This window comes from Jiangella alkaliphila (assembly GCF_900105925.1).
In the GTDB taxonomy this organism is placed as follows: domain Bacteria; phylum Actinomycetota; class Actinomycetes; order Jiangellales; family Jiangellaceae; genus Jiangella; species Jiangella alkaliphila.
In genome coordinates, this window is the sequence record NZ_LT629791.1 from 6,366,407 (window position 1) to 6,393,020 (window position 26,614).

Below are 26,614 nucleotides of genomic sequence, written 5' to 3' on the forward strand. Positions count from 1 at the left end.
CCGTCAAGACCAGCGAAACTTCCTCCGGCCCACCCTCTTGACCAAACGGCCTTCGATGCTTAAACGTATAACCATGTCGCGACGGAAGCAGCCGACGTCCCGTGACGTCGCCGCACTCGCCGGTGTCTCGGTGGCCACCGTGTCGTACGTCATGAACGGCCGCACCGACCGCCGGATCCCGGACGACACGCGCGACAAGGTGCTCGCCGCGGCCCGGCGGCTCTCGTATGCGCCGAACCGGTCGGCGCGCAGCCTGCGCCGCCGGCGCACCGAGCAGGTATGCCTCGTCGTCGGGTCCATCGGCGTGCCGGCCTACGACCAGCTCGCCCGCGACATCCACACCCGCGCCGACGACGCCGGCTACGGCGTGATCACCATCGTCGTCGACTCGCGAGCACGCGCGGAGAAGGCGATGGAGCTGCTACAGCAGCGCATCGCCGACGGCGCGGTCATCGCGCCGGACATCGCCGACCTGACCGAGCCGGACCTGACCGGTCTGGCCCGCAGCGGGCTCCCGCTCGTCGTCATGAGCAACACCGCCGCACCGAACGGGTTCGACGTGATCCGGGCGCCGGAGGCCGCGGCGTGCGCCGCGGCGCTCGACCACCTCTTCGGCACCGGCCGCCGGCGGGTGGCGTTCCTGGGTCACCGCCATGAGCTGGAGACCGCCGCCGGCAGCCCGTCCGAACGATTCGCCGCCTACCTCGACGCGCTGGAGCGGCACGGCGCCGAACGGGACGACAGCATCATCGTGCCCGGCGCGAACGACCGGGTCGCGGCCTACTGCAGCGTCGAAGCCCTGCTCGCGCGGCCGGACCGGCCGGACGCGATCTTCGCCGCGTCCGGCCGGGGCGCGATCAGCGCCATCTGGGCGGCGCGCGATGCCCAGCTCGACGTACCGGGCGAAGTCGCCGTCGTCGGTGCCGGCAACCTCCCGGAGAGCCTCATCACGCGACCGGCGCTGAGCACCGTGGGACCGTCCGCCGCCGACGACTTCACCGAGGTCGCCCGCCTGATCTTCGAGCGCATCGCTGCCGGCGTCCCGGCCGAGGGACGCGAGATCAGCGATCCGTGGACCTTCCATCCCCGCGGTTCCACCTGAGTTCACGAAGGACCGCAGCCCCGAGAGGAGCAACGTCAATGGCGACACCCCAGCCCACCCGACGTCAACTGCTGCGCTGGACCGGAGCCGGCGCCCTGGCCGGTGTGGCCGCGCCGTGGCTCAGCGGCTGCGCCGGCGCGCCCGAGGACGACACGTCGACCGGCGGGTCAGGCGCATCCGGCGGTGGGGGCGGAGACCTCACCGTCTACTGGAACGCCGGGCACACCTACGCCGCCTACGAGCAGGTCATCGCGGAGTTCGAGGAGGAGCACGGCGTCAGCGTCAGCCTGCAGAAGTACCAGTGGGACGACCTGCGCACCAGGCTGCTGTCGGACCTGGCCTCCGGCAACCCGCCGGACGTCGTCGAGGAGCCTGGCGGCTGGTTGCAGGAGTTCGCGATCTCCGGCGACGCGCTGTCGCTGCAGGAGTTCGTCGACGCCGACGGCGAGGAGATGGGCTTCCCCGACGACTGGCAGCCGCTGACGATCCCGCGCAACTCGCACGAGGGCGACGTCTACGGCATCCAGCTGCACCTGACTTGCAACATGCTGCTCTACAACCGCGCCATGCTCGACGCCGCCGGCGTTCCCGTGCCGGCTACCTGGGACGACTTCCTCGACGCCGCGACCTTGCTGACCGGCGACGGCGTGCACGGGGTGGCGCTCAACCAGGACCCGGCGTACTCCTGGCCGTGGCTGCTGCAGAACGGCGTGCGCTACTACGACCCGGACAGCGGCGACCTGCTCGTCCCGCGCGACAAGGCGGTCGAGGCGCTGCAGTTCCAGGCCGACCTGGTGCACCGGCACCAGGTCGCACCGGTGCCGACGCCCGGCACCGACTATTCCGGGCCGCAGAAGCTGCTGTCGGCCGGCCGCGCCGCGATGATCCTGACCGGGCCGTGGGACCTCGCGCCCATCGCGCAGACCAGCCCCGACCTGGATCTGGGCATCGCACCGGCGCTGTCGAACGACGTGCAGGCGACGCTGCAGGCCGGCACCAGCGTCTTCATCCCCGCGAAGGCGAAGAACCCGGACCTGGCCTGGGACTTCGTCAAGCGCATCACCGCGCTCGAGGTCGAGAAGGCGGCCACCGAGGAGGCCCGGATGCTGATGCCGCGGCTGTCCTGGGCCGAGGACCCGATGGTGCGGGGCGACGAGCAGCTGGCGGCGTTCGCCGGCGGCTTCGAGTACGCCGTGGACACCTCCGAGGAGCTGCGGCTGACCGGCCGGAGCGGCGAGGTCACCGAGCTGTTCAAGACGCTCTACCAGGACGTCGTGATGAACGACAGCGAGGCCGCGACTGCGGTCGACGCCTTCCTCACCGAGGCGGCGAAGGTGCTGGAGTCCTGATGGCCACGGCGACGACGACGGCGCCGTCGCCGCCCGGCGCGTCCGGGGGCGGGCGGCGGCGCCGGTCGCCGTTCCGGCGCTCGCTGAACCGGCGGTACGTGATCACGGCGTACCTGTTCCTGCTGCCGGCCTTCGCGTTCTTCGGGCTGATGTTCTACCTGCCCATCGCCAACGTGATCGCGAACTCGTTCAACACCGGGCCGCGGGCCGACGTCTTCGCCGGCCTCGACAACTATCGCCGCGCCTTCGACGACCAGGCGGTGCACAACGCGTTCACCGTCACGGTGATCTTCGGTGCCGCGACCACGATCGGGGCCATCGTCATCGGGCTCGGGCTGGCGCTGCTGCTGAACCAGCAGCTGCGCGGGCGGGTGGTGTTCCGCGCGATCGTGCTGGTGCCGTACCTGACGTCGGTGGCGATCGTCGGCCTGCTGTGGCGCAACATCCTCGACCCGCAGCTGGGGGTGCTGAACCGGGTGCTCACCGACCTGGGGCTGCCCACCCAGACCTGGCTGAACACCCATCCGCTGGCCACGATCGTCGGCGTCACGCTGTGGATGAACGTCGGGTACACGATGGTGCTCTTCCTGGCGGGACTGCAGGGCATTCCGGAGGAGTACCAGGAGGCCGCCACCGTCGACGGCGCGTCGTCGTGGCAGCGGTTCTGGCGCATCACGCTGCCGCTGCTGGCGCCCACGACGCTGTTCGTGTCGGTGATGTCGGTGATCGGCGGCCTGCAGGCGTTCGGGCAGGCGTACATCATCACCGGCGGCGGCCCGGCGGGGCGGACCGACCTGTACATCTTCCACGTCTTCGAGGTGGCGTTCACCTCGCGGGACTTCGGCTACGCCTCGGCGCTGTCGTTCCTGCTGTTCCTCGTCATCGTGCTGTTCACCGTGGTCCAGCTGCGGGCCGGGCGGCGTGGGGAGGTGCAGTACTGATGGCGGCGTCCGCTCCCTCGCGACCGGCCCGCTGGGCCGCCTACACCGTGCTCGGCGTGGTCGGTGCGGTGATGGTCGTGCCGATGCTCTACATGGCGTCGCTGTCGCTGCAGACGGAGGCCGAGACGCTGGCCGCCGACCCCGTCCTGTGGCCGGCATCGCTCCAGTTCGGCAACTACGTCGAGCTGTTCGAGAGCGCGCCGTTCGGCCACTTCATCCTCAACAGCCTCATCGTGGCAGGCGGCATCACCGTCGCGCACCTGGTCTTCGACCCGCTGATCGGCTACGTGTTCGCCAAGTTCCGGTTTCCGCTGCGCAACACGCTCTTCGTGGCGCTGCTGGCGACACTGATGATCCCGCTGTTCGTGCGGATGATCCCGCTGTACGTGATGATGTCGAACCTGGGCTGGCTGAACAGCTACCAGGCGCTGATCGTGCCCTTCCTCATGGACGCGTTCGGCATCTTCCTGATGCGCCAGTTCATCCAGCCGATCCCTGACGACCTCATCCACGCCGCCCGCATCGACGGCGCCTCGGAGCTGCGCATCTACGCCCGCGTGATCCTGCCCCAGGTCAAGCCGGCGCTGGCGGTGCTGGGCCTGTTCACGTTCGTGTTCCAGTGGAACGAGTTCCTCTGGCCCCTGGTCGCCACCTCGACCGAGGAGATGCGCACCATCCCGGTCGGGCTCACGCTGTTCAACCAGGAGTACTTCACGCTCTGGCACCTGACGGCGGCCGGGTCGGTCATCCTGTTCGTGCCGACGGTGCTGCTGTTCCTGTTCAGCCAGCGCTACTTCGTCCGCGGCATCACGCTCAGCGGCCTGAAATGACCACGTCGCCGGATCGAAGGAGAGCACCAGCACATGCCGGACACCGTCCCGGGCGCCCGAACGTCATCGTCGTCCTGACCGACCAGCAGCGGTGGGACTCCACCGGCGTGCACGGGAACCCGCTGGACCTGACCCCGGTGTTCGACCGGATGGCCGCCCAGGGCACCCACGTCGAGCAGGCGTTCACCGCCAACCCGGTGTGCGCGCCGGCCCGGTCGGCCATCCATACCGGCCGGTACGGCACCGCCACCGGGGTGTTCCGCAACGCGCTGCCGCTGCCTGACGGCGAGCCGACGCTGGCGCACCACTTCGGCGCGGCCGGTTACCGCACCGGCTACATCGGCAAGTGGCACCTCGCCGACGCCGACCCCGTCCCGTCCGGACAGCGCGGCGGCTACGACCAGTGGCTCGGCGCGAACCTGCTGGAGTTCAGCTCCGACGACTACCGGACCGTCGTGTACGACGACGACGGCGAGCCGGTGCTGCTGCCCGGCTACCGCTCCGACGCGCTGATCGACGCGGCGATCCGGTTCGCCGGCGACGCGACCTTCGCACGGCGCGACGCGGGTACCGGCCCCGCGCCGTTCTTCCTGTTCGTGTCGCTGATCGAGCCGCACCACCAGAACGAGGTGGACTCCTACCCGGCGCCGGAGGGCTACGCCGAGCGCTACCAGGGCCGCTGGCTGCCGCCGGACCTGGCGGCGTTGTCCGGGCCGGGCAGCGCCGTACACCAGCACATCGGCGGCTACTGGGGGCAGGTGCGCCGGGTCGACGAGGGCCTGGGCCGCCTGCTCGAGGCGCTGCGCAGCCTGGATGTGCTCGACGACACCATCGTCGCGTTCACCTCCGACCATGGGTGCCACTTCAAGACCCGCAACGGCGAGTACAAACGGTCCTGCCACGACGCCTCGATCCGGGTCCCGCTGGCGATCCGCGGGCCCGGGTTCGACGGCGGTGGCCGGGTGTCGCGGCCGGTCAGCGGCGTCGACCTGGCCCCGACGCTGCTCGACGCCGCCGGCCTGCCCGTCCCGGCACGGATGCAGGGCCGCTCGATCCTGCCGCTGCTCCGCACCCCCGGCGCCTCCTGGCCCGACGACGTGTTCGTGCAGGTGAGCGAGTCAGAGCTGGGCCGCGTCCTGCGCACCTCGCGGTGGAAGTACTACGTCGCCGCACCGGAAGCCGACCCGTGGCACGACGCCTCCGCCGATCGCTACGTCGAGACCGCTCTCTACGACCTGGTGCACGACCCGTACGAGCTGGTCAATCTGGCCGGTGTGGAGACGCATCGCGAAGTGGCGGACGAACTGCGGCAACGACTGAGCGGCCGCATGGTCGAGGCCGGCGAGGCCAAACCGGTCATCGAGCCGGCCCCGCCCGTCGCGGCCACCGGGCAGCGACGGGTCGACCCCGCCGTCCGCGGCGATTCGATACGTCCGACCCGGCTGGGCCACCAGCCCCGGTGAGGTCGTAGGGCGGCTCCGGTTCGGCCAGGATGCGCAGCAGGAGCAGAGCGACGGCCGGCAGCACCACCAGCGGCGCCTGCGCGAGCCGCAACGAGGACACGTCGGCCACGAGCCCGATCAGCGGGCTGACCGCGGCGCCGACGCTGACCGCCAGGCCCAGCGTGACGCCCCCGGGCCATGCCCACCTGCCTCGGCAGGTAGTCCTGGCCCAGTGTGACGTGCAGCGAGAAGGGCACGTGCAGACCGAGCGACCTCAGCGCGACGAACACGTAGACGAGCGGACCCGGAACGAGCACGACACCGGCCACCGCGAGGACGGTCGACGCGTACGCCCACCGCACCACGCGCAGCCGCCCGAACCGCGTAGCCAGCCATCCGCCGGCCACCGTGCCGGCGGCACCGACGAGGTACAGGACGAACAGAGCGACGGTGCCGGCGACCGCCTCGCCGCCGACCCGGTCGCGCACGTAGAGCGGGAGGAACGCGCTCAAGCCGGCGAAGACGATCGAGCGGCACACGATGGCGCCGGCCAGTCTGGTGAAGGACGGCCAGTCGTCCCGCGCGCCGGGCCGGCCGGGCCGGCCGGCCCGGCTGGGGCGCGCCACCACCGTCGTCACGGGTCCGATCCTCCGCAGCGCCAGCGCACAGGCCGCGGCGCCGACGACGGCCGCGACCGGCCACCGAGCGGCGACGAAACCGAGGTTGCCGCCGAGCGCGAACCAGCGCGTCGCGGCGTGGCTGCCCCGGCCGGCGACCCGGGCCACCTGGGCCACCCGGGCCGGTTCACATCGACGGTGTTGGGCAACTCGACAACGAGATCGTTGACGACAACTCATCAGCCCACAGGTGGGGATCGCGATAGCCCGACCAAACGGCGCGAGCTTCGAGGACGCGCTACTGCCTGACAGCCAGCGCGGCCGTGCCGTCGCGATAGGTGGCGTCACGTCAGCGACAGCTGGTCTTCCGGTGGCCGGATCGAATTCCACTCAGGAACCCGTTGGGCTCGGTGCTGCCATCGAGCCGACGAGCGAGGGCGTAGACGAATTTCGTGTTCATTCTTCGTCCGCGCCCAGCCGGTGGACGGGCGGAAGCTGAGGCCGGGGTCCATGCCGATGAGGCACTGGAAACCCACCGCGACTTTGCGAGCTGACCGGGTGGGGTGAGCCGCCGTGCGGAATCACCCCACCGGGCCCGGTCAGCCGATGAAGGCGACGCCGACTGGCGAGGTGAGCAGCGGCGCCAGCACCTTCGCGCGACCGGTGCGCAGGTCGACGTCGACCAGCAGCGACAGACCGAGAAGTCCGTCGGTCCGCACGGCGGCCACGGCGCGGTAGTCGTTCGGCTGGTACTCGCCGGTCGGGGCGGCGCCGTCGATGTCGAACCCGTTGGTCGCCACCACGTTCAGGCCGAGGCGGCCGACCGGGAAGAGCTGTCCGGTGTTCGGCGACACGACCGGCGTCGCGCCGGGGACGCTGCCCTGCAACACAAGCCTGTCCGTGCGGGAGTCCACGCCGTACAGCGCGGTCGAGGTGGCCCCTGCGACGCTGTTCGTGTAGCCGGACGCGGCGACCTCGGGCTTGCCTCCGCCCGTGGCGTAGGCCAGCGTGCCGTCCACCGCCGCCACCGCGCCCGTGTCAGGGTGGAGCCTCAGGTTCTGGCCGGTGTCCGTGACGAGTCGGATCCGGTCGACCGTCGGGTTGAAGTCCAGGCCGACAGCCCTCCCGGCAAGCTCGATCGGCGCGCCGACCTTCGTGGCCCTCCCCGACCTGGCGTCCACCGTGTACAGCTGACCGGACGCGCCGATGACGTACACCGCGCCGTTGGCCGGCCGTACGTCCATGCCGACCAACCGGTCCTTGTGCGCGAGACCGGTGATCCGCACCCGATGCTCGACGAGCAGCGGCACGTTTCCGTTGTGCCGGCTCAGCACACCGTCCGAGCCGAGTACCAGCAGGTCACTGCGGTCCTGGTGCGTCGATGCGGACGCCGGCGCCGCCGAGGCCGTCGGCGCGGCCAGCACACCGGCAGCCAGCACGGCGGCGACCACCATTCCGATTCTTCTCATCACGAGTTCCTTCCGCTCTCTCGGGTGCGACGTCTGGTGTTACGTCCGGGAACACGCCTACGTTCATCGCGCGATCGATGAACACGGGACGCGGCCGCTACGTGCCCCCCGGCAGGACAAGAAGTGAGCGATCTGAACCGAGCACGAACAGGCGGTTTCGACCTGCGCGACGAGGACTGCATGGTCCTTCCTACGGCGCGCACAGAGTGGAACCGGATCGGTTCGCGCTGCGGCGGCTCGGTGACGAGGGCGCCGCCGGTGATCTGGAGCAGGACGTGTTCCTGCGGGTCGCGCGCGTGCGGGCTTGGCTTCGCCGTTCGCCCTCGCTCGCAAACACGGTCATCGGCCAGAGCAGCCCGACGATGCCAGACAACGATGACGGGATCGGACCCCGGCGATCCCGCCGGCGCACCACACCTTCGCTACCGACCGGTGGCATCCGCGCTTGCATGCAGAATGGATGTCATGACGGCTGACGGTGACGCCGGGCGGCGGCCCGGGTGGCTGCTGGACGAGGTCGCGAACGCGGGTCGCGAGAACCTCGACCGCGACCACGTCGCCCGCTACGACGTCAAGGAGAACGCCCGCGCTTCCGACGAGGTCCGGCTGTGCCAGCGGCTCGGCCTGACCCGCGACTCCGTCGTCGTCGAGTTCGGTCCGGGAACCGGCCAGTTCACCCTCGCCGTGGCTCCCGCCTGCACCCGCGTGATCGCCGTGGACGTGTCACCGGCGATGCTGGCCGCGCTCCGGTCCAACCTCGCTCACGCCCGGCTGTCGAACGTCCTGGTCGTGCAGGCCGGGTTCCTCACCTACGAGCACGACGGCCCGCCGGCGGACCTCGTCTATTCGCGGTACGCGCTGCACCACCTGCCGGACTTCTGGAAGGCGATCGCGCTGTCTCGGCTCGCCTCCATGCTGCGTCCCGGCGGTGTGCTCCGCCTGTGGGACGTCGTCTACAGCTTCGACCCGCCGACGCCGGTGAGCGGCTGGAGGCCTGGTGCGCCAGTGCCGACGCCAGTGCCGATGCCGGTACCGGCGACGCGGACCGGTGGAACCGGGCGGACCTGGAGGAACACGTCCGCGATGAGCACTCGACCTTCACCTGGCTGCTGGAGCCGATGATGCTGCGGGCCGGCTTCACCATCGAGGACGCCACCTACACCGACGACGGCATCTTCGCCCAGTACGTCCTCCGCCGAAGGGCTCCGATCAGCCGACCTCGGCTCACACCGTGGCCTTCGAACAGCTCGAACGTGAGAACGAGGAACGCCGGCGGGACCGTCGCCTCCGGCGTCACCGCGACGCCCACCCCCTTCGACGTCAGGATGTCTGCGGCGGCTCAGACCGCTGCGCGATGGGCCGGGTAGACCGAGTCGAGCGGGGCGTCGGGAACGTCGCGGATCTCGACGGCGGGTGAATCCGGCGTCTGCGAGCATGCGGCGCGCGGTCTGCTCGCCCAGACCGTGCCCAGCCCGGCACCGCCCTGGGCCAGCGAGACCGTCATGCAGTGCAGCGTGCTGATGGAGTTCAGCAGGGGCGCGAACGGGTTGCCGACGTTGTCCTCCAGGTTGCTGGCCGCCTTGGCGTCCATCATCACGAAGACGCCGTCTGGTCGTAGCGAGTCGTGCGCCCGCCGCAACACCGTCGCTGGATCGGCCTGGTCGTGGATCACGTCGAACGCGAACACCGCATCGAGCAACGGCTCGGCCGGGAGCTCGACCAGATCGAGGCAGACGAAGGAGCTGTTGCGCAACGACCAGTCCGCGGCTCGGTGCGGCCCGTCTTGACGGCGTCGGCGGCCAGGTCGTAGCGCACGAACGTCGACCGCGGGTAGGCGCGGGCGAGCAGGGTTTGTGCTGTGCCCGGTGCCGTGGTGCCAGGCCGGCCGGCTCGACGATGCCGGTGATCAACTGATCGTCGAACAGCCCGCGGGACATGCCGTCCATGACCGAGGTGAAGTCCGGGCGGCACTCCTCGTACGGGATCCCGCCTCGTTCCGGAAGATCTCCGACAACTGGTCCACGTGGGTGCCGAGGTGGGTGACCATGCGGCTCATCGGCGACAGGTCGGACGATCCTCCGCCGGTCAGGCACAGCGCGTGCTCAGCCGGTAGCGCGTACCCGCGGCCCTCCGTGCTGTAGTCGACGATGCCCCCGGTGACCAGGGCGCCGAGGCACAGCTGGTAATCCGAGCTATTCGCCACCGATGAGTTGGGACAGGTTCGGTTGGATGTCGGCCGGGTAGATGCCGAAGGTGTCAAGGTCGGGAAGGGCTGTCCAGACCAGTTCGAAGCTGTTGTTCTTGCTGTGAGCTGCCGCCTCGTCGCCGGACAGTTGGGCTGTTCCGGCGACATTGGTCATGAGGAAGTAGTGGGCGGGGCGCCGGTTGTGCGTGCTGGTCCAGAGCAGTCGATCGATCTCGGCGGTGAGTGTCATCTCCTCTTCGAGCTCGCGGAGGGCAGCTTCCTCGCCGGGTCGTCGGCTCCGGTGCCGAGGTCGCCCACGGCCGCCTCGGCGTAGCCGTCGAGCGAGGTGACCATCGAGTAGATGAGTTTCGCCATGCGTCGGTCGTTCCTTCAGTTCGGTGGATCCGGTAGTGCGGCCAGCGCGTCGCGGAGTGCGGCGCGGGTGGTGATGCCGAGCTTGGGAAGATGCGGTAGCGATGGCCGCTGACCGTACGGGGTGACAGGAACAGCCGAGCGGCGACTTCCTTGTTCGTCAAGCGGCCAAGCCCGAGGCGGCGACGCGGGCGATCTCGAAAGTCACCGCTGCCGAGGCCGGCCGGCAAGGCCTGGTGATAGCGGAAGTACCACCCGAAGAACCGTTCCGCTCGCTGCTCGATCACCGCGAGGCCCTCCGCCGCGAGTTCGCCGGCCTCGTCCCAGCGGCCCCGATGGACGTCGTCGACCGGAGAAAGGACCACGCCGCCCACCGGCTCCGCAAAGGCCGCCGCGGCGGACGACCGCCAGCGTTCGACCCGCAGGCCTACAAGTGCCGTAACGTCGTCGAGCGGAGCTTCAACCGCCTCAAGCAGTTCCGTGCCCTGGCCACCCGATACGCCAAACGAGCCGCCTACTACCGAGCCGAGGTCACCCTCGCAGCCATCGTCCTCTGGCTCCGCGATTCACAGGACACGGCCTGGGCCGTGCGTTGCCCACAGGCTGACGGCGTGATCTTCAGCGCATCTCGACGGGCCGGGGACGGCCGAGGGTCTCAGCCCGACTGGCGTTTGAAGCGCGCGTACAGCCGGCCCGAGGCGACGGCTCTGCCCATGGTCCACAGTCCGGCCAGCACGGTAGGTACAACGACGTACCAGGGAAACATGGCACCCGAGCTGAAGGAACCACGGGGGCCACCGGCGAGGTCGTTGACCTGCGCGTCCCACCAGGCGAAGGTCACGACGGCCGCGGTCACGAACAGGATGATGGTGACGACCGCCCAGACCCGGGCCAGGCGTTTCGCCATCTCGGCCCAGGCCTGGTCGGGGGCCGGGCCGTTCATGGAACCACCGCTCATGCCATCGCCTGAGCGAGCACGCGGGAGGACGGGTCGGCCTCGGTCGCGGTCGCGGTCGCGGTCGCGGTGGGGACGGTGTCCGCCGGCCCCTTGATGAATCCGGCCAGTGTGGCCTTGACCTTGGTCGGCCAGTCGAGGGCGTGCAACGTCTGGGTGATCCGGGCTTGGTCGGTGGCGTCGTCCCACACCGCCTGATCAGCCTGCGGCCCGGCGGCACCGTGGTCGCGGTAGGTCTTCGCAGTCATCGCTTGGTCCCTTCGTTCGCCAGCTCGGTCAAGGCATTATCCCGTCCTTTCGCGCCGCATTCCCCTCAACAACAGCACACCCAGCCGTCACCGTCGCGCGCTGGACGCCACCCTCTGGCGGTCAGGAGATCGTCGAGCGCGTCCGGGAGCTGGCCGGCCAAGGCCGCTACGGCCCACGCGCCCGCCAGCATCGGGCCGTCGCCGCACACGCGACACGCTAGAGCCGCGACCGCACCCTGCGGCTGGCAGCGCGAACAGAACCGCCGGACTGCCACCTGGCCGGCGGGTTCGTCTATGAGCCACACGATTCCGAGGTCTTCCCAGTGCTCGTCGGCCTCGATCCCCTGTGCCGGGTGATTCGCCTGGTTCGACGTGGCCGCCGGGGATGACAGCGTAGTGGTGACCTCTGCAGTCTGGGCCGGGTGAGTTGCTGGCCTCACACATCACACAGGCGTCGGCGTGATCGTGCCGGAGGTAGCGCTTGATGATGAGTACTTTGCCCGCGTCGACTACGACTGCGGCGGTTCTCGGGATCGACATGTGGTGCAGCATGCCATCGGGTCCGGACAGCTTGCTCGCTCCGAAACAGGCGGACTCGCGGTGGACTGCGTGATCCGTCGAACGTCCGGAAGGTGCTCCGTCAGGTGCGCGGCGACGGGGCTTTGGCGTGGATCACGTCGCACGCGTTCCGCAAGACGACGGCGACCGTTCTCGACGATGCTGGCCAGTCCGCTCGTCAGGTGGCGGATCAGCTCGGGCACTCGCGACCGTCGATGACGCAAGATGTCTACATGGCGCGGCGCGTTCTGAACCCGACAGCCGCGGGCCTGCTCGATGACGCGCTACAGACGACGGTGGTGGAAGACCATGGGTAAGCATGGCCTCTGCTGCTGGTCGCGCTGGGTCGAGCCGCTGACCTGCTGTGGGGTGGGCCCCCAGGGGATCGAACCCTGAACCCGCGGAGTTCGGCGTCGGGGTCGCTGTGGTCGACCTGAACGACTTCGGCGGCACCATTCGCGCGGTCTCACCGCACGCGTTACCAGCGGAGCTGCTGCGCACGATCCTGGCCGGCAACCCGCTCGGACAGCGCACCACGAGCACCCCGTTCAGGATCGTACGGCGCGTGGATCGACAACCCGGGGAGACTCCGGACACCGGTGGCGACGGCACCGTTCTGGGGCTGCTCGCCACGCCAACCGCATTCCTCGAAGCCGTGGTCGCCGGGCCCCTGAGCGCCCGGGGTCATCTGATCCTGCCGGATCCACTGCGCAGCCTGCGGCGGTCGGTGCCTCGCCGGCCTTACGTGCCTAACGGCCCGCCGACGGGTCGTCGTCCGGCTGGAGGACCAACCGGTAGCCCACGCCACGCACCGACTCGATGCGCTTCTCGCCCAGCTTGCGGCGCAGGTACCTGATGTAGACATCGACGATGTTGGATCCGGGGTCGAAGTCGATTCCCCACACCTGCCTGAGGATCTGCGCACGGCTGAGCACCTGTCCGGGATGCCGCAGCAGCGTCTCGAGCAGCAGGAACTCGCGGCCTGGCAGCTGCATCGTCCGCCCGTCGACCGTCATCCGCCGGGTGTGCAGATCCAGCGCCAGGCCGCCCTCGGCGAGGACCATGGTCGTGGACTCTTGCGTGTCCGGAAGCCGGAGCCTGATCCGAGCGAGCAGCTCATCGAAACGGAACGGCTTGGGCATGTAGTCGTCCGCGCCGCCCTCCAGGCTCGCGACCGTGTCGTCGACGCCGTCACGGGCCGTCAACACAATCACCGGAAGATCGATCCGCGTGGCCCGCAACTCCCGCAGCACGGCCAAGCCGTCCATGACGGGCAACCCCAGGTCAAGGATCATCAGATCGAACTCACCGGACATGGCGTAGTCCAGCGCCGTCCTGCCATCCGCGACCACGGTCGACGCGATGCCTGCCGTCCGCAGCCCCTTCTCGATGAACGCCGCGATCTGGTCTTCATCCTCGACGATCAGAATCCTGGTCATCGCTTCCCCGTCAACTATTACTGATTCAGTAATCCGCTTGAGCTCTCAAGCTGGCGAACATGGGCGAATCGCGGCCGGGTCAACGCCCGGTGCGAAATTTCCCTTTCCGCCACGACCTATTCCTGCTACATCATGAGAGTGCTCTTACCCACGCCCGGCCGCCACCACAACTCTCGAGGGCAAACCCGAATCCCGCGCGAGCACTCGACTCGGGCGGCATGCCGGGCACCGTCGCCAGCGTCGGCCCTCGGTGCGCCGCTCTGGGTCGGTCGGTGTGACGATGGCGTCGTGGGCGAGAAGGGCCTGACGGGCAAAGAGGTGAGTCGGGCGAAGCTCGGCGCCAAGCCGGGGAGAAGAACGCGCAGCAAGCTGATCCGCCGGTGGAAGTTCGTCAGGTCGCCGAGGATCAGCTGGTCAAGGCCACCGGCACACCAACGAGACCGCGCCCCATGAGCGGTCCCCGAGCATGATCCCCCAACCCGTCCGCGCGGCCATGGGCACCGACCACTAGCCGACACCGGCGCTCCCCTGGTTCCCGAAGGCGCCTGGAGTGCCACTGGGGCCGCAGACCGGCAGGTCACAAAGAGCAAACGCACCCACGACTGAGGACGAACCATGGGCAAGATCGTCGTATCCATGTGGACCACCCTCGACGGCTATGTCGCCGGTCCGCAGGACGAGATGGACTGGCTACTGATCGACGACCAGCTGCTCAGGTACGAGCAGGAGTTGGTGGAGAGCTCCGACAGCCTGCTGCTGGGCCGGATCACCCACGGCGACTTCGCCGGCTACTGGCCGCGGGCCGCCGACGATCCCGCCGAACCGGATGAGGTGCGGGCCTACGCCCGCCGCATCGACGCCATGGACAAGATTGTGATCTCCGCCTCGGGGAATACCGCGCCCTGGAAGAACACCCGCAGATTCGAGCGCATCGATCCCGACGAGATCACCGAGCTCAAACGCGGAACTGGCGGTGACATCGTCATCTACGGCAGCCTCGCGGTGATCCGCGCCCTGGCCGGCCATCGACTCATCGACGAGTTCCAGCTCCTTGTGCATCCGGTACTCCTCGGCCACGGTAAGGCCCTGCTCGACCAGGATCAGTCTCCTGCCCGCCTGGAGCTGCTCTCGGCCAAGCCCTTCCCTTCGGGAGTCGTCCTCATGAAGTACCGCCCGGCCCACAACATCCCCGCCACCGCCTGAGCCCAATGCCGACGAGTTCGGGCCACATGACCGGGGTGTAGCCGACGTTGCAGGCATGTGCGACCTGTATCCCGGCGATCGTCACCCGCAGACCCCTTCTGCCGCGCATCGCCGCCGGTGATCGAGGTGAATGCCGCGTCCGCGCCGGTCGAGGAGAACACCTCTCAGGTTTGAGCGGCTGCCGCCGAATCGACTATGCGGCGACAGCGTGCCGCCAGAAGTGAGGCCTGGCGCCGCTCCGCCAGAGGCGCGTGCGAGCGAGATTCCTGGCAATCTTCGGTCTGGGGTGTCCTGATCGGCGTACCCCCGTTCGTCAGTAGGTCGGAGAGGGACGCGCCTGCGTCAACGTGGTTGGGAGTTCGGATGAACCAGTACCTGTTGTCGGTGTACGAGGTGGAGGGCAGGGTCGAAGGAGCCCCGGCGACGCCGGAGGAGATGCGGTCGTTCATGGCTCGGGTCGTCGCGCTGGAGGAGGAGATGGAGGCTGCGGGTGCCTTCGTGTTCGGTGGCGCACTGCACGGGCCGGACGCAGCTACCGTTGTGAGCGTCGGCACCGGCCTGGACAAGGTCATGACCGACGGCCCCTTCACTGAGGCCAAGGAGCACATCGGCGGCTTCTACATCATCAACGCCGACAGCCTGGACCATGCCCTGGAGTGGGCGGGCAAGGTCCTGGACGCGACCAACCACGCAATCGAGGTCCGACCGTTCCGGGCCACCGGTCGCGTCCAACCGGCGTAGCAGCCCCCGGTTCGGACCTGATGGATGAACGAGGTCGAGCGCGCATTCCGTGAGGCTCATGGTCGTGCGGTGGCAACACTGGTCCGCGTCTTCGGTGACATCTCGCTTGCCGAAGACGCGGTCCAGGACGCGTTCGTCGCCGCTTTGGACAGGTGGCCGAGGGACGGCATCCCCGACAACCCGGCGGGATGGATCGTGACGATCGCCCGCAACCGCGCGACCGATGTCGTACGACGCAACGAGCGCGGCCGGGAGCTGTACCGGCAGCTGGCCGCCGCAGCGGCGAGCGAGCTCGCTGCACATCCAGGAGAGGACCTCGGTCTGAGACGTGATGACCAGCTCCGGCTCATCTTCACGTGTTGCCACCCCGCGATCAGAGTGGAGCACCAGGTGGCGCTCACGCTGCGTCTGATCGGTGGGCTGTCCCCTAGTGAGGTGGCTCGCGCGTTCGTGGTGAGCGAGGCGACCATGGCCAAACGGCTGGTGCGTGCCAAGTACAAGATCAAGGCGGCGAACATTCCTTACCGTGTGCCCAGTGATGCGGAACTCCCCGCGAGGCTACGCGCGGTGCTGTCGGTCCTGTACCTGATCTACAACGCGGGGGCCGATGACCGGGAAGCGCGCGCTGACCTCCGTCGCGAGGCGATCCGTTTGACGCGAGTACTCGTGGCGTTGATGCCGGACGAGCCCGAGGCGCTCGGTCTGCTCGCGCTGATGCTGCTGTGCGAGTCCCGGGTCCCGGCGCGCAGTGGCAGCGGCATCGTTCTCCTGCACGACCAGGACCGATCACTGTGGGACCGAACGCTCATCGCAGACGGACACCGGCTGGTGCTGGCCTGCATCCGACGGGGTCGGATGGGACCGTTCCAGCTCCAGGCCGCGATCCACGGGGTCCACTGTGCGGCCGTCACGTTCGACGTCACTGACTGGCCAGCGATCGTCCGGCTCTACGACCGGTTGGTGGCGATCATGCCGACACCGGTCGTGGTGCTGAACCGCGCCATTGCCGTAGCCGAGACCGAGGGGCCCGCGACCGCGCTCGTCTTGCTGGACGGGGTAGCGGACGACCTCGACGGCTATCACCTGCTGCACGCGTCTCGGGCGGCGATGCTGGAGCGCCTCGGACGGACCGCGGAGGCAGCCGAGGCGTACGCCCGCGCTGCGGAGCTGGCGCCAACCGAACCCGAGCTCGAGTTCCTGGCCAGTAGACGCGACGAGAACATCACAGCCGGCCGACCTGCCACGCGACAGGCCATCGACCAGACCCCCATGTGATCCATCCATCCCCTCGTGGATGGGCAGCGCCGTCGATAATAAGCTTGAGCACGCCCGCGAGTCTCGGGCTCCTGCCTGGGTCGACGGCTGGGGCCGGACGGTGACCAGTTCTGCCCGTCCTCCGGGCTCTGCGGCAGCCAACCGGCGTCGCTGAGCCGGCTGGTCACGCCGGCGCCGACCGGGTCGGCCTGCCGGGTGGGCAGGTCGGCGAGCCGCTTGCTGCCGGCGTCGGCGATGCGGTCCTTGACCTGGGCGGCGCTCCAGGTGTTCGTCCGCACCGGCGGGCCGAGCCACGCGCCGACCTGGCCGGCCCAGTCGATGATCGGACCCAGGGGCAGACAGGCCAGCATGAAGCGCTCGAGCCGAGGCACCGCGCGGTGCAGGACGAGCCCGGCGCCGACCAGCTGCCGGCCGTCGTACCAGCCGAGGGACTCGCTGCGCCACTCCGTCTTGACCCGGCTCCAGGCCGGAGTCTGCAGGAAGCAGACCGACCGCTGGGTGCGTACGAACGCCAGATGCTCGGTACAGACCGCCGTGCGGCACCGCGGCATGAAGCGCTCCGGTGGCGAGCGTCAGTGCGCCGCCATCGCCCGCGCGCTGCTCCGTTCAGTTCGCCGCCGCTGTCGAGGACGGACCGCGCGGATAGGGTGCACGGAGCGGTCAACGCCTCGAAGGGAGTACACCGATGCCCCAGCGCGACGGATACATTCCCGGCGTCCCCTGCTGGGTGGAGCTGAGTGAGCCCGAACCTGAGGCGGCGCTCGAGTTCTACAGCGCGCTGTTCGGATGGGACTTCGAGGACGTGCTGCCGCCGACGTCGGAGGACAGGTACTGCATCGCGCGGGGCAGGGCGCCAGGCTCGTCGATCTTCGACACGTCGGGCGAGCTGCGCAGCGGCGACGTCGCGGCCATCCGTTCGATACCCCAGGGAGCGCCGCCGACGGCGATGTGGAGCACCTACTTCTGGGTCGACAGCGCCGACGAGGCCGCGGCCAAGGTCCGCGGTGCCGGCGGGGGCGTCGTGGCTGAGCCCTTCGACCTGCGCAGCGCGTGCCGGACGGCCGTCCTCACCGATCCCGAGGGCGCGGCGTTCTCCGTCTGGGAGGCGCGGGAGCACAACGGCGCGCGGCTGGTCAACGACCCAGGCGCAGTGGTCTTCAACAACCTCAACACCCGTGACGTCGAAGGGGCGCGATCATTCTACGGATCGGTCTTCGGGTGGCGGACGGCCGGTATCGGCGGCGGGGCCGAGGGGTGGACCCTGCCCGGATACGGCGACTGGCTCGAGCGCGAGCACCATCCGGGGTTGCGCCGGAACATGGCGGAGGCAGGAGCCCCGGAGGGGTTCGAAGACGTCGTCGGGAGCATCATTCCGATCGCCGGCGACCAGCCCGATCTGCCGCCACACTGGAGCGTGACCTTCGCGACCGCCGACGCCGACGCCACGGCCGCGAAGGCCGCCGAACTCGGCGGACGGGTAATCGTCCCGCCGTTCGACGCGCCCTGGTCCACCGACACCTACACCATCCGCGTCACCGTCATCGGCGATCCGCAGGGCGCGACATTCAGCGCCAGCAAGTTCCTGCCGAAGACCAAGGAATCCTCCTACCCCTGACCGAACAGTCCAGGCCGGCCGTCACCTCGCGGGATCGCCTGGCCAGAATGTCTGCGGGGAGGTGACGCCGACGAAGTCGATGCCGGCCAGTGCGCGTAGAGGTAGGCGGTTCCCCTGCGCGACGAACTGATCGATCACGCCGAGCGGCGCCAGGACCTCCAGCGTCCGCGGCTGAATGGCCAGCCCGCGACTCGTGCACCTGGTCGAGTGCGCGGTCGACGACCCGGAACCGCGCGCCATACCGCTCCAGGTGGCGGCCAGCGCCAGCCCGGTCGGCCCGGACCGGCGACGAGCAAGTCCAGCGCCTCGCCGTCACCGGAAGTGGCCATGGCAGCAGCCTGCCACCTCGGGTGACGGCCGGTGAAGGCGTCCCTGGAGTCGACGTCGGGGCGTTGCAGCGCGTTCAAGCGATGGTCGAGACAGCGCTCACCGGACAACACAGAGATCAGTGCGCCGTCTACACCTGCATTCGGGCGCCGCGGCGCGCGGTGACGCGGGTAGCGCCGGGGCGGCGCAACGGGGAAGTGCCACCCCGACCGGGCTGACGCTACACCGGTCGGCCGGGCGCATGCGGCTGGCAAGCTGATGTCGTGCCGTCATCGACAGTTCGGGCCGCGACGCGGTCGGCCCGCCGGATGCGAACCGCGAGCTCGGATCGCGGCCGGCTGGCGGAGGCGGACCCGGTGGGCGGGCGGCTCCGCAGCGGAGGCAGGATGGATCATCACCAAGAGCGAGGAGAGGTTGTGGCTATCGGACACAAGCGGGCACAAGATCTCATCGTGCGCTGGAGGTTCGCCGGGCTGGACGATGTCGAGTTCGAGGTGATCACCGGTCGCACCTTCGCCAACGCTGCTGGGATGAGCTGGGATCAGCTCGACCAAGTGGAGGCACGGCTCAACGAGAAGAATCGCGCCGACGCCGAGCCGTAACCTCCGGTCTCGGTGGGTGGTCCGTCTGCGGGTCCGCCATCACCCTGATCCGCCTGGCCGGATCGGCGTGCGCGGGCCTGCCGCTAAGCGCCAGCACGGACTGCGCGATGATGAGGACGTCCAGCGCGACGTTGGCCAACAGGCTCCGGATCCCGCATGTTGTCCCACCTCTGCCCCCGGTCACCGACGCACCCACCACGGCTGTTCCCGCTAGTCAACCCACGAGCCGCTGGTGACCGATGCTCTGACGATCGTCGCGGGTCGGTCAGCTGCAGGTGATCGCTCAGGTCGGGATGGTGTGGCGCCCGCGCGGCCGATGCCGTCAAGCTTGCGCGACGCCAACGGACGACCTCGCCTCGCAGGGGTTGGGACGGGGCCGCCTACATGCCCAATCGGCGCCAGGTGGGACTCCGGAGAGGGCCAAACGATGGTTCCAGGTGTCTGATCAGGCCGTCAAGGGCACCCGTACTGGCCATCATGTGGGGCTCCCGGGGAGCCGTTGGGATCGAGTGCATGCGCCGCGCAGGATCGCTCATGAGCCATGAGCTTCCCCCAAATCGTGGAGGGTTTCCCTTTACGCTGCTTCCAGCATAGCGGAGTTCTCGTAGTCGATGGGTGATTTCATGCCGCACGAACTGTGACGCCGACGACAATTATAGAAATCTACGACCCAGTCGATAATGACGCGTTTCGCTTCGTCGCGGGTCGTAAAGTGGTGCCGCGACAATACCTCGTGTTCCAGGGTGGAGAAGAACGATTCCGCGGCGGCGTTGTCGAAACACGACCCGACCCTTCCCATCGACTGGGTGATCTTCAGATCACGGCAGAGTTCGGTGAAGTCGTGCGCGGTGTAGGTGGACCCGCGGTCGGTGTGGAAGACCACCCCGGCCACGACCCCGCCACGGGCAGCGACGGCCATCTTGATGGTGTCAGCTGCCAGGACGGCATCCGGGTGCGGGCTGGTGGCGTAGCCGAGCAGCCGCCGGGAGAACAGGTCGATCGCCGTGGACAGATACAACTTGCCCTCGTCGGTGGGTATCTCGGTCATGTCGCCGACCCACCGACAGTTCGGTGCTTCGGCGGTGAAGTCACGATTCACCAGATCAGCGAACGGGATCGCCCGCTTATCCGGGCGGGTGGTGTTCTTCCGCCGTTTCTTCGCCCGCGCGACCAGGCTCTGTCGTTTCATCGAATCGGCGACCGTCTTCTCACCCACCGTCCAGCCGGCCTCACGCAGATCGGCGTGAATACGCGGCGATCCGTGCAATTCACGCGACTCGGTGAACGCCTTCTTCACGGCGGCGTCGAGCTCGTCGCGGCGCTGCTGCCTGGGTGTGTGGGTGGCCGGTCGTGCCACTTGTAGAACCACGACTGCGACACCTCCAACGCCCGGCACGTCACCGCGTGCGGTACCTGGTGGCTGGTCCTCTGGTCGGCGATGAACGCAGCCAGGCTCACCGCGTCGCCTCCTTCACCCACAGGACCACGGATCGCTTGAGCACGTCACGCTCCATCCGCAACTCCGCGACCTCGCTGCGCAACCGGGCCAGCTCGGCCCGATCGTCGCTGGTCAGGCCATCGGCCTCGCCGCGCTCGACCCGGTCCTTCTTCACCCAGTTACGCAGCGTCTCCGACCCGATCCCCAGGTCACGAGCGACCTGCGCGATCGGCTTGTTCGTCTCCCGAACGATCCGAACAGCTCCCTCACGGAACTCCGGATCGAACTTTCGTCTCGTCTCAGGCATCGCCACTCCTTATAGCCGATGCCTCCACACTTCGGGGGGAACCTCACCACACGCCACCGGACCGGTCGGGGCGGCTCCTCGATTGGCGACAGTTCTCCATCGAGATGGTGTCCCAGCTGACCTCGGATTGTGGCCACCGTCGTCGTTGTGGAGCGTGGCGGTGGCGGTGCACGTTGGCACCGAGGTGCGTCCAGACGTTGGACCTTGGTCGGATGGGGAGGGTCGAGGAAGGCTGCCGGGCCGCAACCTGCATTTCATTGCGGTGGTGTGTCGGTTCGTTCCCGCGCCTGAGCGGTGGGTTGTTGCTGCGGTGGCGGCGTGGTGGGGTACACCCGGCTGACGTTTCGTTCTCTCTTCGCCTCGTAGAGTGCCGCATCGGCGGCGGCGACGAGGTCATCGACGGTGGTGGAGGTGTCCGGAATGTGGTGGACGCCGCCGATGGAGGCCGTGATGGTCACCGGGTCCGCGGTTTCGGTGGATGGGGCGTCCAGGATGATGGCCTGGATGCGGAGCCGGATCCGTTCGGCGATGCGCTGCAGGCTCTGGTCGCTGTCGATGTCGGCGACGACCACAGTGAACTCTTCGCCGCCCCACCGGCCGCAGGCGTCGAGTTCGCGCACCTCGCCGCGCAGCTCGTCGGCGACGGCCCGTAGTACCTGGTCGCCGAACAGGTGGCCGTGGGTGTCGTTGATCTTCTTGAAGTGGTCGAGGTCGACCATGAGCAGGCCGATGCCGGTACCGGCGTCTTGTGCGCGGACCAGCAGCTGCTCGGCGTGGTGGTGCCAGCGGGCGGCGGTGGCCAGGCCGGTCTTCGCGTCGATGCTAGCGGCCTTCTCCAGGCCGGTGACGAGGCTGGCGCGGTGCAGTGCCGCGATGACGACCAGGACAGCCGGCATCGCCACGGGTGTGGTCATGATGGTGATGGCGACGAGCACGCCGAGCGCGGCCGCGCCGGCTTCGAGTATCTGGCCGGAGAGGTCGGAGAACAGGTCACGGGCAGAGGTGGTGGGGTTGTGGGTGGCGATCGCGGCCACGATGAGGCCGAAGTTGACGGCCCAGGCGAGGGTGGCGGCCAGGGCGATGACGCCGAACTCCACGGCCGTGGCGGGCAGGCCAGGGTAGGTGCCCAGGCCGGTGGAGAGGATCATGATGGCGAGGCTGGTGCCGAGCAGGATGGTCGCAGTCGTGTAGACGGCCCGGTACGGAGGAGTCCGTCGACGCTTGACGCGATCCCAGAGCAGCACGTTCGTCAGAATCACCATGGCCAGGGCCAGTACCGGCGGGAGCACGATGGTGGTGGCCATGACCCACACGGCGGCGGAATCGATGTGGGCGACAGCGGGCGCATGCGCGACCGCGCGGCGTTGCTCGACGTGCCGGGTGAGCTCGGTGGCCGCCCAGGCACATCCGGCGAGCACTCCGAAGCGGATCAGGTCGTCCTGCCCGATCGAGACCGGGACGAGGATTACCGTCACGCAGCCGACCGCGACCGCCATTGCATTGACGGCCAGAATGAGGATCCGGCTCGGCCGGGGCGTGCGCCACAGCGCCCAGCCCTGGAGCCAAGATCGCCATCGGTGCAAGGTTCCTCCGCCCGGTGGGGCTCCGCCAACCCAATGTGAGGACGTGCGGCACAGTGTAACCAACACGTAGGGCACAAAATAGACAAGGGTGGCGCAGTCGGCCGGTTACGGCTTGCTACCACGGTTGGGGGCGAAGGTGCGAACACCGAGTTGCTCGCCAGGTCCACTACGGACCGAGCCGACGCCTGCCCAGTCTCGATGTCGAGGGGAGGGCTTCGCCATGCGCGGTAACAGCTGGGACTGACGGATGAGTCGCGATAGTGATCCAGGACGACGATGCCGAGGAGGTGAGCAGCGTGCGCGGAAACAGCTGGGACTGACGGGTGAATGACGATGTTGGTCCACAACGACGATGCCGGGGGAGGTGAGCACGGTGCGCGGCAACTCCTGGGACTGATGCACCCGAGGTGCGTTCCTGCCGATTGAGTCGGCAACTACGGCGTGAGTGGCTCCGGGCTGGCCGAGACCGCACGCCGCCACCGGTGGACCGCCACGGCGGTCACCACGGTGCCTGCCGCTGCGGCGGCGCCGACGATTGCTGCTGCGTTGGCGAATTGCGCCAGCAGTCCTGCGGCGACGATCGCCAGGCCTTGTGCTGCCCGCAGCCCGGCGACGGCGACGCCGATCGCCTGCCCGCGGCTCTCCGCCGGCGCCAGGCGAACGTAGGTGGACTGGGCGACGATGTCGTGTGCTGAGAGCACTCCGCTCAACGTCCACAGCACCACCGTCACGGCGAGGCCTGGCGCCCATCCGGTCGGCAGCAGGATCAGGCTGCTGCCGATGGCCATTGGCCCAAGCAGCGCGAGACGCCGCTGCGGGCCGAGAAATCGCAGGGCGATCATGCCGAGCACGGTCCCGACCGGGTTGGCCGCCAGCAGCCAACCCACCGAGGCCGTGCCGCCGCCGAGCTGGTCACCGAATGGCACCGCCAAACCCTCGGGAACAGCGTAGAAGCCGCTGCAGCAGGCGACCGCCAACAGTGTGCGCAGGCGTGCGTCGCCGGCGACCACAGCCCACCCCGCACGCACCGTCGCCCAGTACCCGGGAACCGGTGGCCCCGCCTCGGCACCCCGCGTCCCAGCCACCGCCGCCGGCCTGTACAGCTGGATGCCCAGCCGGATGATCGCAGCCGACACCACGAACGTGACGACATCGACGAGCAGGGCCGCGCTCGTGCCGAACTCGGCCACCAGAGCGGCGCCGGCGCCGAACCCGATGGCGAAGGACGCCTGCGAGGTCATCGACACCAGTGCGAGGCCTGCGGTGAGCTGGTCCCCGGGCAGCATGTCCGCGAGTACCGACTGTCGGGCGCTGGCGAACGGGCTCGCCGCGGCCTGTACCGCGAACAGCAGCGTCGCCTGCGCCAGCAGCGGCATTCCCGGGACCGCCATGACAGCCACCAGCGCGGCCCGGGCCAGATCGGTGGACACCATGACGGTACGCCGCGGAAACCGATCCGCCAGACCGGCCAGCGCGGCGCCGCCGACGAAGTCGGGCAGATAGGTCAGGGCGTACGTCAACGCGGTGAGTCCGGCAGAGTTCGTGCGCTCATAGACCAGCACCGTTAACGCCACGCGGGCCAGCTGATCTCCGACCACTGAGAGCACGTGTGCCACCCACAGCCGGCGAAACTGCGGCACGGCAAGCACCTGGGCGAAAGAGGCCGGCGAGTCGGACATCGTGGCACGAGTGTGCCCGACCACAGACATTGCGCGCAGTGAGGGGGTGGGTGTCGCGGCAGGTCACTCCTACGGTGCTCCCGCGCGTCGACGAGCCGCCAGCATCTGCTGGATGACGCCAGCCGGCAGCCCGCAGTTCGGTCAGGGTTGGTCGCGCTCGTAGGCCTTGCGGATCATTCGCTCTGTCAGATCGCAGCCCGGCCAGTAGATCAGCTTGACCCGGCTGTGCATCGCTCGGAGGCGCCGCATCGGGCAGCAGGCCTGCCAGCGACACCTCCAGGCCAGAAGCCTGCCGGCCACGTGAGGAGCAACGCACGGGTCCACAGATGAGAGTGCGCTAGGTTCATCTCGTGACAGATAGGAACTAGCGTGCCCGTGGGCACCTTCACATGAACGGCTCGTACATGAGGCGAGGGCTCGGCGAGCGTCCCCGACACTCATCCTCTCGGCGAGCGCCAGCATGCCCAGCAGGTGGCGTGTCTGCCTCCGACGGATTACTGGTGCTGACCGAGTCCGGTTGCGACCAAGCGGCGCACGGCTTCGGCCCGGGAGCAGCCCTGCTTCTCAGCGAACACGTCGACGCTGGGTAACAGGTCGCCCAGCCGCACCTGTACCCGACCACCGATCTCTGGACGGCCAGGTCCCTGTTCGGCCGGCAGGTCACCGAAGAACTGCTCGGCTCGATCGCTGTGACCGTTGCTGTTGAGCCAGTCCAGCGCCTCCTCGTCAATCAGGAAGCGATACCGCGGGGGGGCGAGCGGCGAGGCGTCGCGCTCACCGACCCATCGTCCGCGCTCGTCGGTCTGCCAGGCCACCTTGTGCACCCATTGGCCGCCCTCGGTCCGGTAAAGCGTTTCAATGACTCCTCGCGCGGATCCGCCCTGACGTTGCAGATCTGCGTAGCGCTGGGCGGTCATGGGGTTGGCCTCGACGATGGCCTCGGCGCGATCAGGGGAGAACCACCCCTCCGCCACAGCCGACTGGTTGTCGCGGTACCGGTACACAGTGACTCGGGACATCGGGTTCCCCTCCCATAGAAGCGTTAAGCGATGTCGTCAATCTAGTGCTCAATCGCCAACGAGGCAATAGACGATGGCGCTTATGTGTGGGTCGGCCCTGCGGGGCCAACCGAGCGACAACCGGATCTGCCGCGATCCACGGTCGCCCTGTCGCAGATCACCTCGCGGACGTCGTGGCGCGCATCTGTCGACGGAGGACATGTGCCTTGAGGGTGTGCTTTGAGGTGTGTGACGACAGGTGTGTGACGACAAGCGTGGTGAGAATTTTCTGTACTCCGTCAAGGCGGGCCGCTTCGCGGCCCGCGCTCCCGCTTCGGCCTGGCGCCAGGCGTGCGGCCTGGCGGCCGTTCCGGGCGCGGACCGGGCGCGGGACACGAGCTCGCCCACACCAAGTCGTGAACCGTCACGTGTGGTGGACACCAGACGGAATGGCGCACTGGCTGCCACGGTGGTGTCGAAGCGATGCCTCTGTGCATTCGACCTGCGCCTCGAGGCTGCGCAGATCCAGGCCCACCCGTCCACCGGTTCGTCGGCCCGACCGCAAGCCCATCGGCACAGCAACCTCGGCGCACGAGCCCGCACCATGGCCGCCGACGATCGGGCCTCGGCCCCACCCCGCGTCCACCGACATGAGAAACCCTCATGCGTCACGTCGCCGCCCGACGCGGCGCTTGGTGCGGCTCGCGAGACGACGCGAACGCGACGTCTCTCCCGTCCTCCTAGTCAGGAGGCCATGGGTGCTCACGATGGAGCGCTAGCCGGCCAAATCACCTTCACGGTGACCCTGAGCCGGAGAGCTTCGCGTACGACATCGGCAGGCCCACCGAGCCTGCACGCAGGTCGGCCATTCCAGACGGCGACCAATTCGTCAGCACGCTCGAGCATGTGCCTGCTGGCCGCCAGAAGCGCCTCCGGATCGGACTCGTCGAATCGAAGGCGAACCACATCAAAGGCGCGGTTGAGCAGCGCATCGTAGTCGTACAGACTACTCACCGGTAGAAGGTCGCGGTGCCGCGCCGATGGAACAACGATCACTAGCCGACCGCCGACGTCGAGGACGGCGCGAGCGAAGAGCCGATCAGCACCCTCGGTCAGGCAGGATATCCCTACGAGTCTGTCGATCGTGGCGAGGTGCTTGCGAATGGCGTGGCTGATCAGGCTCGCAGTCACCTCGTCAAGGGATCGATGACCAGTCACGGCGACACGCACCGCGCTCCTCCCCTCGCTGCCGGGAACCGGCAAACTTCGGATCAGACATCGACCGGCGACGTACACCACGGTGCCCGACCACCTCCGTGCTCGCAACCCGTGCACATCG

Annotated in this window: 24 protein-coding genes and 6 pseudogenes; 13 read left to right on the forward strand and 17 right to left on the reverse strand. The window is 68.8% G+C overall.

Translation table 11 applies throughout. From position 1 onward, the window contains the following. Positions 1–73 precede the first annotated feature (73 nt). From BLV05_RS29400 to BLV05_RS29420, 5 genes are read left to right on the forward strand one after another with little or no spacing between them, the layout of a single operon-like run. Positions 74–1,102, forward strand: a complete 1,029-nt coding sequence (locus BLV05_RS29400; RefSeq protein WP_046769699.1) for a LacI family DNA-binding transcriptional regulator — start codon at positions 74–76, stop codon at positions 1,100–1,102. A 38-nt stretch (positions 1,103–1,140) separates the two neighbouring features. Beyond that, positions 1,141–2,451 carry an ABC transporter substrate-binding protein gene (locus tag BLV05_RS29405; RefSeq protein WP_082155361.1) on the forward strand — a complete coding sequence of 437 codons (1,311 nt, stop codon included), beginning with the start codon at positions 1,141–1,143 and terminating at the stop codon, positions 2,449–2,451. Further along, complete coding sequence (locus BLV05_RS29410; protein ID WP_082155362.1) at positions 2,451–3,392, forward strand: carbohydrate ABC transporter permease; 942 nt, start codon at positions 2,451–2,453, stop codon at positions 3,390–3,392. Before BLV05_RS29405 ends, BLV05_RS29410 begins: the two co-directional genes overlap by 1 nt. Beyond that, positions 3,392–4,222 (forward strand): carbohydrate ABC transporter permease, encoded by an 831-nt coding sequence (locus BLV05_RS29415; RefSeq protein ID WP_046769700.1) that lies wholly within the window; start codon positions 3,392–3,394, stop codon positions 4,220–4,222. Before BLV05_RS29410 ends, BLV05_RS29415 begins: the two co-directional genes overlap by 1 nt. Then, the gene (locus BLV05_RS29420; protein WP_046769701.1) at positions 4,219–5,685 is read left to right on the forward strand and encodes a sulfatase-like hydrolase/transferase; all 1,467 of its coding nucleotides are present in this window, start codon (positions 4,219–4,221) and stop codon (positions 5,683–5,685) included. The genes BLV05_RS29415 and BLV05_RS29420 overlap by 4 nt, the downstream gene beginning before the upstream one ends. On the opposite strand, the pseudogene BLV05_RS38865 reads toward BLV05_RS29420, so the two are convergent. Together BLV05_RS38865 and BLV05_RS29430 are read right to left on the reverse strand one after the other, a co-directional pair. After that, positions 5,579–6,455, reverse strand: a pseudogene (locus BLV05_RS38865) (MFS transporter); the annotation flags it as partial. The gene BLV05_RS29420 and the pseudogene BLV05_RS38865 sit on opposite strands and share 107 nt — an antisense overlap. Positions 6,456–6,880: 425 nt before the next feature. Next, positions 6,881–7,750 (reverse strand): DUF4394 domain-containing protein, encoded by an 870-nt coding sequence (locus BLV05_RS29430; protein WP_046769702.1) that lies wholly within the window; start codon positions 7,748–7,750, stop codon positions 6,881–6,883. A gap of 465 nt (positions 7,751–8,215) precedes the next feature. On the opposite strand from BLV05_RS29430, the gene BLV05_RS29435 reads away from it, so the two are divergent. Then, positions 8,216–8,872 (forward strand): class I SAM-dependent methyltransferase, encoded by a 657-nt coding sequence (locus BLV05_RS29435; protein ID WP_197683392.1) that lies wholly within the window; start codon positions 8,216–8,218, stop codon positions 8,870–8,872. A gap of 217 nt (positions 8,873–9,089) precedes the next feature. Here the strand turns inward: BLV05_RS29435 and BLV05_RS37305 are convergent. The 5 genes and pseudogenes from BLV05_RS37305 to BLV05_RS38875 form a co-directional block, all read right to left on the reverse strand. After that, positions 9,090–9,506: pseudogene (locus tag BLV05_RS37305) on the reverse strand (class I SAM-dependent methyltransferase); the annotation flags it as partial. Positions 9,507–9,656: 150 nt separating this feature from the next. Beyond that, positions 9,657–9,953: a hypothetical protein gene (locus tag BLV05_RS38870; RefSeq protein ID WP_052762618.1), complete on the reverse strand. Its 297-nt coding sequence runs from the start codon at positions 9,951–9,953 to the stop codon at positions 9,657–9,659. Then, positions 9,943–10,185, reverse strand: coding sequence for a hypothetical protein (locus BLV05_RS36215; protein ID WP_052762619.1), 243 nt, complete (start codon positions 10,183–10,185; stop codon positions 9,943–9,945). Before BLV05_RS36215 ends, BLV05_RS38870 begins: the two co-directional genes overlap by 11 nt. A 38-nt stretch (positions 10,186–10,223) precedes the next feature. Next, positions 10,224–10,310: pseudogene (locus BLV05_RS38310) on the reverse strand (dihydrofolate reductase family protein); the annotation flags it as partial. Between the two features lie 15 nt (positions 10,311–10,325). Further along, a pseudogene (locus tag BLV05_RS38875) lies at positions 10,326–10,480 on the reverse strand (LuxR C-terminal-related transcriptional regulator); the annotation flags it as partial. Between the two features lie 186 nt (positions 10,481–10,666). On the opposite strand from BLV05_RS38875, the pseudogene BLV05_RS37920 reads away from it, so the two are divergent. Beyond that, positions 10,667–10,873, forward strand: a pseudogene (locus BLV05_RS37920) (transposase); the annotation flags it as partial. A gap of 89 nt (positions 10,874–10,962) precedes the next feature. Here BLV05_RS37920 and BLV05_RS37925 read toward each other — a convergent pair. After that, on the reverse strand, positions 10,963–11,250 hold the full coding sequence (locus tag BLV05_RS37925) for a hypothetical protein (protein WP_046769703.1): 288 nt from the start codon (positions 11,248–11,250) through the stop codon (positions 10,963–10,965). An 11-nt stretch (positions 11,251–11,261) separates the two neighbouring features. Further along, complete coding sequence (locus BLV05_RS36745) at positions 11,262–11,510, reverse strand: hypothetical protein (protein ID WP_046769704.1); 249 nt, start codon at positions 11,508–11,510, stop codon at positions 11,262–11,264. Between the two features lie 605 nt (positions 11,511–12,115). Between BLV05_RS36745 and BLV05_RS29455 the strand changes: the two genes are divergently transcribed. Beyond that, the gene (locus tag BLV05_RS29455) at positions 12,116–12,385 is read left to right on the forward strand and encodes a tyrosine-type recombinase/integrase (RefSeq protein ID WP_267884885.1); all 270 of its coding nucleotides are present in this window, start codon (positions 12,116–12,118) and stop codon (positions 12,383–12,385) included. A gap of 432 nt (positions 12,386–12,817) precedes the next feature. On the opposite strand, the gene BLV05_RS29460 is transcribed toward BLV05_RS29455, so the two are convergent. Further along, positions 12,818–13,507 (reverse strand): response regulator transcription factor, encoded by a 690-nt coding sequence (locus BLV05_RS29460; protein ID WP_046769705.1) that lies wholly within the window; start codon positions 13,505–13,507, stop codon positions 12,818–12,820. A gap of 615 nt (positions 13,508–14,122) precedes the next feature. On the opposite strand from BLV05_RS29460, the gene BLV05_RS29465 reads away from it, so the two are divergent. The 3 genes from BLV05_RS29465 to BLV05_RS29475 all read left to right on the forward strand — a co-directional run bounded on the left by BLV05_RS29465 (position 14,123) and on the right by BLV05_RS29475 (position 16,726). Beyond that, positions 14,123–14,710, forward strand: coding sequence for a dihydrofolate reductase family protein (locus BLV05_RS29465; RefSeq protein ID WP_046769706.1), 588 nt, complete (start codon positions 14,123–14,125; stop codon positions 14,708–14,710). 363 nt (positions 14,711–15,073) lie between these two features. Further along, positions 15,074–15,451, forward strand: a complete 378-nt coding sequence (locus BLV05_RS29470; RefSeq protein ID WP_046769707.1) for a YciI family protein — start codon at positions 15,074–15,076, stop codon at positions 15,449–15,451. A gap of 24 nt (positions 15,452–15,475) precedes the next feature. Beyond that, the gene (locus tag BLV05_RS29475) at positions 15,476–16,726 is read left to right on the forward strand and encodes an RNA polymerase sigma factor (protein ID WP_046769708.1); all 1,251 of its coding nucleotides are present in this window, start codon (positions 15,476–15,478) and stop codon (positions 16,724–16,726) included. A 113-nt stretch (positions 16,727–16,839) separates the two neighbouring features. Here BLV05_RS29475 and BLV05_RS38880 read toward each other — a convergent pair. Next, positions 16,840–17,277: pseudogene (locus BLV05_RS38880) on the reverse strand (peptidoglycan bridge formation glycyltransferase FemA/FemB family protein); the annotation flags it as partial. Positions 17,278–17,411: 134 nt separating this feature from the next. Between BLV05_RS38880 and BLV05_RS29485 the strand changes: the two are divergent. Further along, positions 17,412–18,341: a VOC family protein gene (locus BLV05_RS29485; protein WP_083421430.1), complete on the forward strand. Its 930-nt coding sequence runs from the start codon at positions 17,412–17,414 to the stop codon at positions 18,339–18,341. Between the two features lie 713 nt (positions 18,342–19,054). After that, a complete protein-coding gene (locus BLV05_RS29495) occupies positions 19,055–19,270 on the forward strand; it encodes a hypothetical protein (protein ID WP_152691165.1) in 216 nt (71 codons plus the stop codon). A 574-nt stretch (positions 19,271–19,844) separates the two neighbouring features. On the opposite strand, the gene BLV05_RS29500 is transcribed toward BLV05_RS29495, so the two are convergent. The 6 genes from BLV05_RS29500 to BLV05_RS29525 all read right to left on the reverse strand — a co-directional run bounded on the left by BLV05_RS29500 (position 19,845) and on the right by BLV05_RS29525 (position 26,505). Next, entirely contained in the window at positions 19,845–20,627 is a 783-nt protein-coding gene (locus tag BLV05_RS29500; RefSeq protein ID WP_197683393.1) for an IS3 family transposase, read from the reverse strand. A 97-nt stretch (positions 20,628–20,724) separates the two neighbouring features. After that, entirely contained in the window at positions 20,725–21,015 is a 291-nt protein-coding gene (locus BLV05_RS29505; RefSeq protein ID WP_083421308.1) for a transposase, read from the reverse strand. Positions 21,016–21,269: 254 nt separating this feature from the next. After that, entirely contained in the window at positions 21,270–22,673 is a 1,404-nt protein-coding gene (locus BLV05_RS29510) for a GGDEF domain-containing protein (RefSeq protein ID WP_152691160.1), read from the reverse strand. Between the two features lie 359 nt (positions 22,674–23,032). Further along, a complete protein-coding gene (locus tag BLV05_RS29515; RefSeq protein ID WP_046773085.1) occupies positions 23,033–24,277 on the reverse strand; it encodes an MFS transporter in 1,245 nt (414 codons plus the stop codon). Positions 24,278–24,771: 494 nt separating this feature from the next. Then, positions 24,772–25,296 (reverse strand): hypothetical protein, encoded by a 525-nt coding sequence (locus tag BLV05_RS29520; protein ID WP_046773084.1) that lies wholly within the window; start codon positions 25,294–25,296, stop codon positions 24,772–24,774. A gap of 741 nt (positions 25,297–26,037) precedes the next feature. After that, positions 26,038–26,505: a hypothetical protein gene (locus tag BLV05_RS29525; RefSeq protein ID WP_152691159.1), complete on the reverse strand. Its 468-nt coding sequence runs from the start codon at positions 26,503–26,505 to the stop codon at positions 26,038–26,040. Between the last annotated feature and the right edge of the window lie 109 nt (positions 26,506–26,614).

What these genes read in the sequence shown, in the direction of transcription:
- BLV05_RS29465 (WP_046769706.1), top strand. Translation starts at nt 14,123, where the DNA reads ATGGGCAAGATCGTCGTATCCATGTGGACCACCCTCGACGGCTATGTC.
- BLV05_RS29475 (WP_046769708.1), top strand. Translation starts at nt 15,476, where the DNA reads ATGAACGAGGTCGAGCGCGCATTCCGTGAGGCTCATGGTCGTGCGGTG.
- BLV05_RS29435 (WP_197683392.1), top strand. Translation starts at nt 8,216, where the DNA reads ATGACGGCTGACGGTGACGCCGGGCGGCGGCCCGGGTGGCTGCTGGAC.
- BLV05_RS36215 (WP_052762619.1), bottom strand. Translation starts at nt 10,185, where the DNA reads ATGACACTCACCGCCGAGATCGATCGACTGCTCTGGACCAGCACGCAC.
- BLV05_RS29460 (WP_046769705.1), bottom strand. Translation starts at nt 13,507, where the DNA reads ATGACCAGGATTCTGATCGTCGAGGATGAAGACCAGATCGCGGCGTTC.
- BLV05_RS37925 (WP_046769703.1), bottom strand. Translation starts at nt 11,250, where the DNA reads ATGAACGGCCCGGCCCCCGACCAGGCCTGGGCCGAGATGGCGAAACGC.
- BLV05_RS29485 (WP_083421430.1), top strand. Translation starts at nt 17,412, where the DNA reads ATGCCCCAGCGCGACGGATACATTCCCGGCGTCCCCTGCTGGGTGGAG.
- BLV05_RS29410 (WP_082155362.1), top strand. Translation starts at nt 2,451, where the DNA reads ATGGCCACGGCGACGACGACGGCGCCGTCGCCGCCCGGCGCGTCCGGG.
- BLV05_RS29400 (WP_046769699.1), top strand. Translation starts at nt 74, where the DNA reads ATGTCGCGACGGAAGCAGCCGACGTCCCGTGACGTCGCCGCACTCGCC.
- BLV05_RS29420 (WP_046769701.1), top strand. Translation starts at nt 4,219, where the DNA reads ATGACCACGTCGCCGGATCGAAGGAGAGCACCAGCACATGCCGGACAC.
- BLV05_RS29505 (WP_083421308.1), bottom strand. Translation starts at nt 21,015, where the DNA reads ATGCCTGAGACGAGACGAAAGTTCGATCCGGAGTTCCGTGAGGGAGCT.
- BLV05_RS29515 (WP_046773085.1), bottom strand. Translation starts at nt 24,277, where the DNA reads ATGTCCGACTCGCCGGCCTCTTTCGCCCAGGTGCTTGCCGTGCCGCAG.
- BLV05_RS29430 (WP_046769702.1), bottom strand. Translation starts at nt 7,750, where the DNA reads ATGAGAAGAATCGGAATGGTGGTCGCCGCCGTGCTGGCTGCCGGTGTG.
- BLV05_RS36745 (WP_046769704.1), bottom strand. Translation starts at nt 11,510, where the DNA reads ATGACTGCGAAGACCTACCGCGACCACGGTGCCGCCGGGCCGCAGGCT.
- BLV05_RS29405 (WP_082155361.1), top strand. Translation starts at nt 1,141, where the DNA reads ATGGCGACACCCCAGCCCACCCGACGTCAACTGCTGCGCTGGACCGGA.
- BLV05_RS29415 (WP_046769700.1), top strand. Translation starts at nt 3,392, where the DNA reads ATGGCGGCGTCCGCTCCCTCGCGACCGGCCCGCTGGGCCGCCTACACC.
- BLV05_RS29495 (WP_152691165.1), top strand. Translation starts at nt 19,055, where the DNA reads ATGGATCATCACCAAGAGCGAGGAGAGGTTGTGGCTATCGGACACAAG.
- BLV05_RS29520 (WP_046773084.1), bottom strand. Translation starts at nt 25,296, where the DNA reads ATGTCCCGAGTCACTGTGTACCGGTACCGCGACAACCAGTCGGCTGTG.
- BLV05_RS29470 (WP_046769707.1), top strand. Translation starts at nt 15,074, where the DNA reads ATGAACCAGTACCTGTTGTCGGTGTACGAGGTGGAGGGCAGGGTCGAA.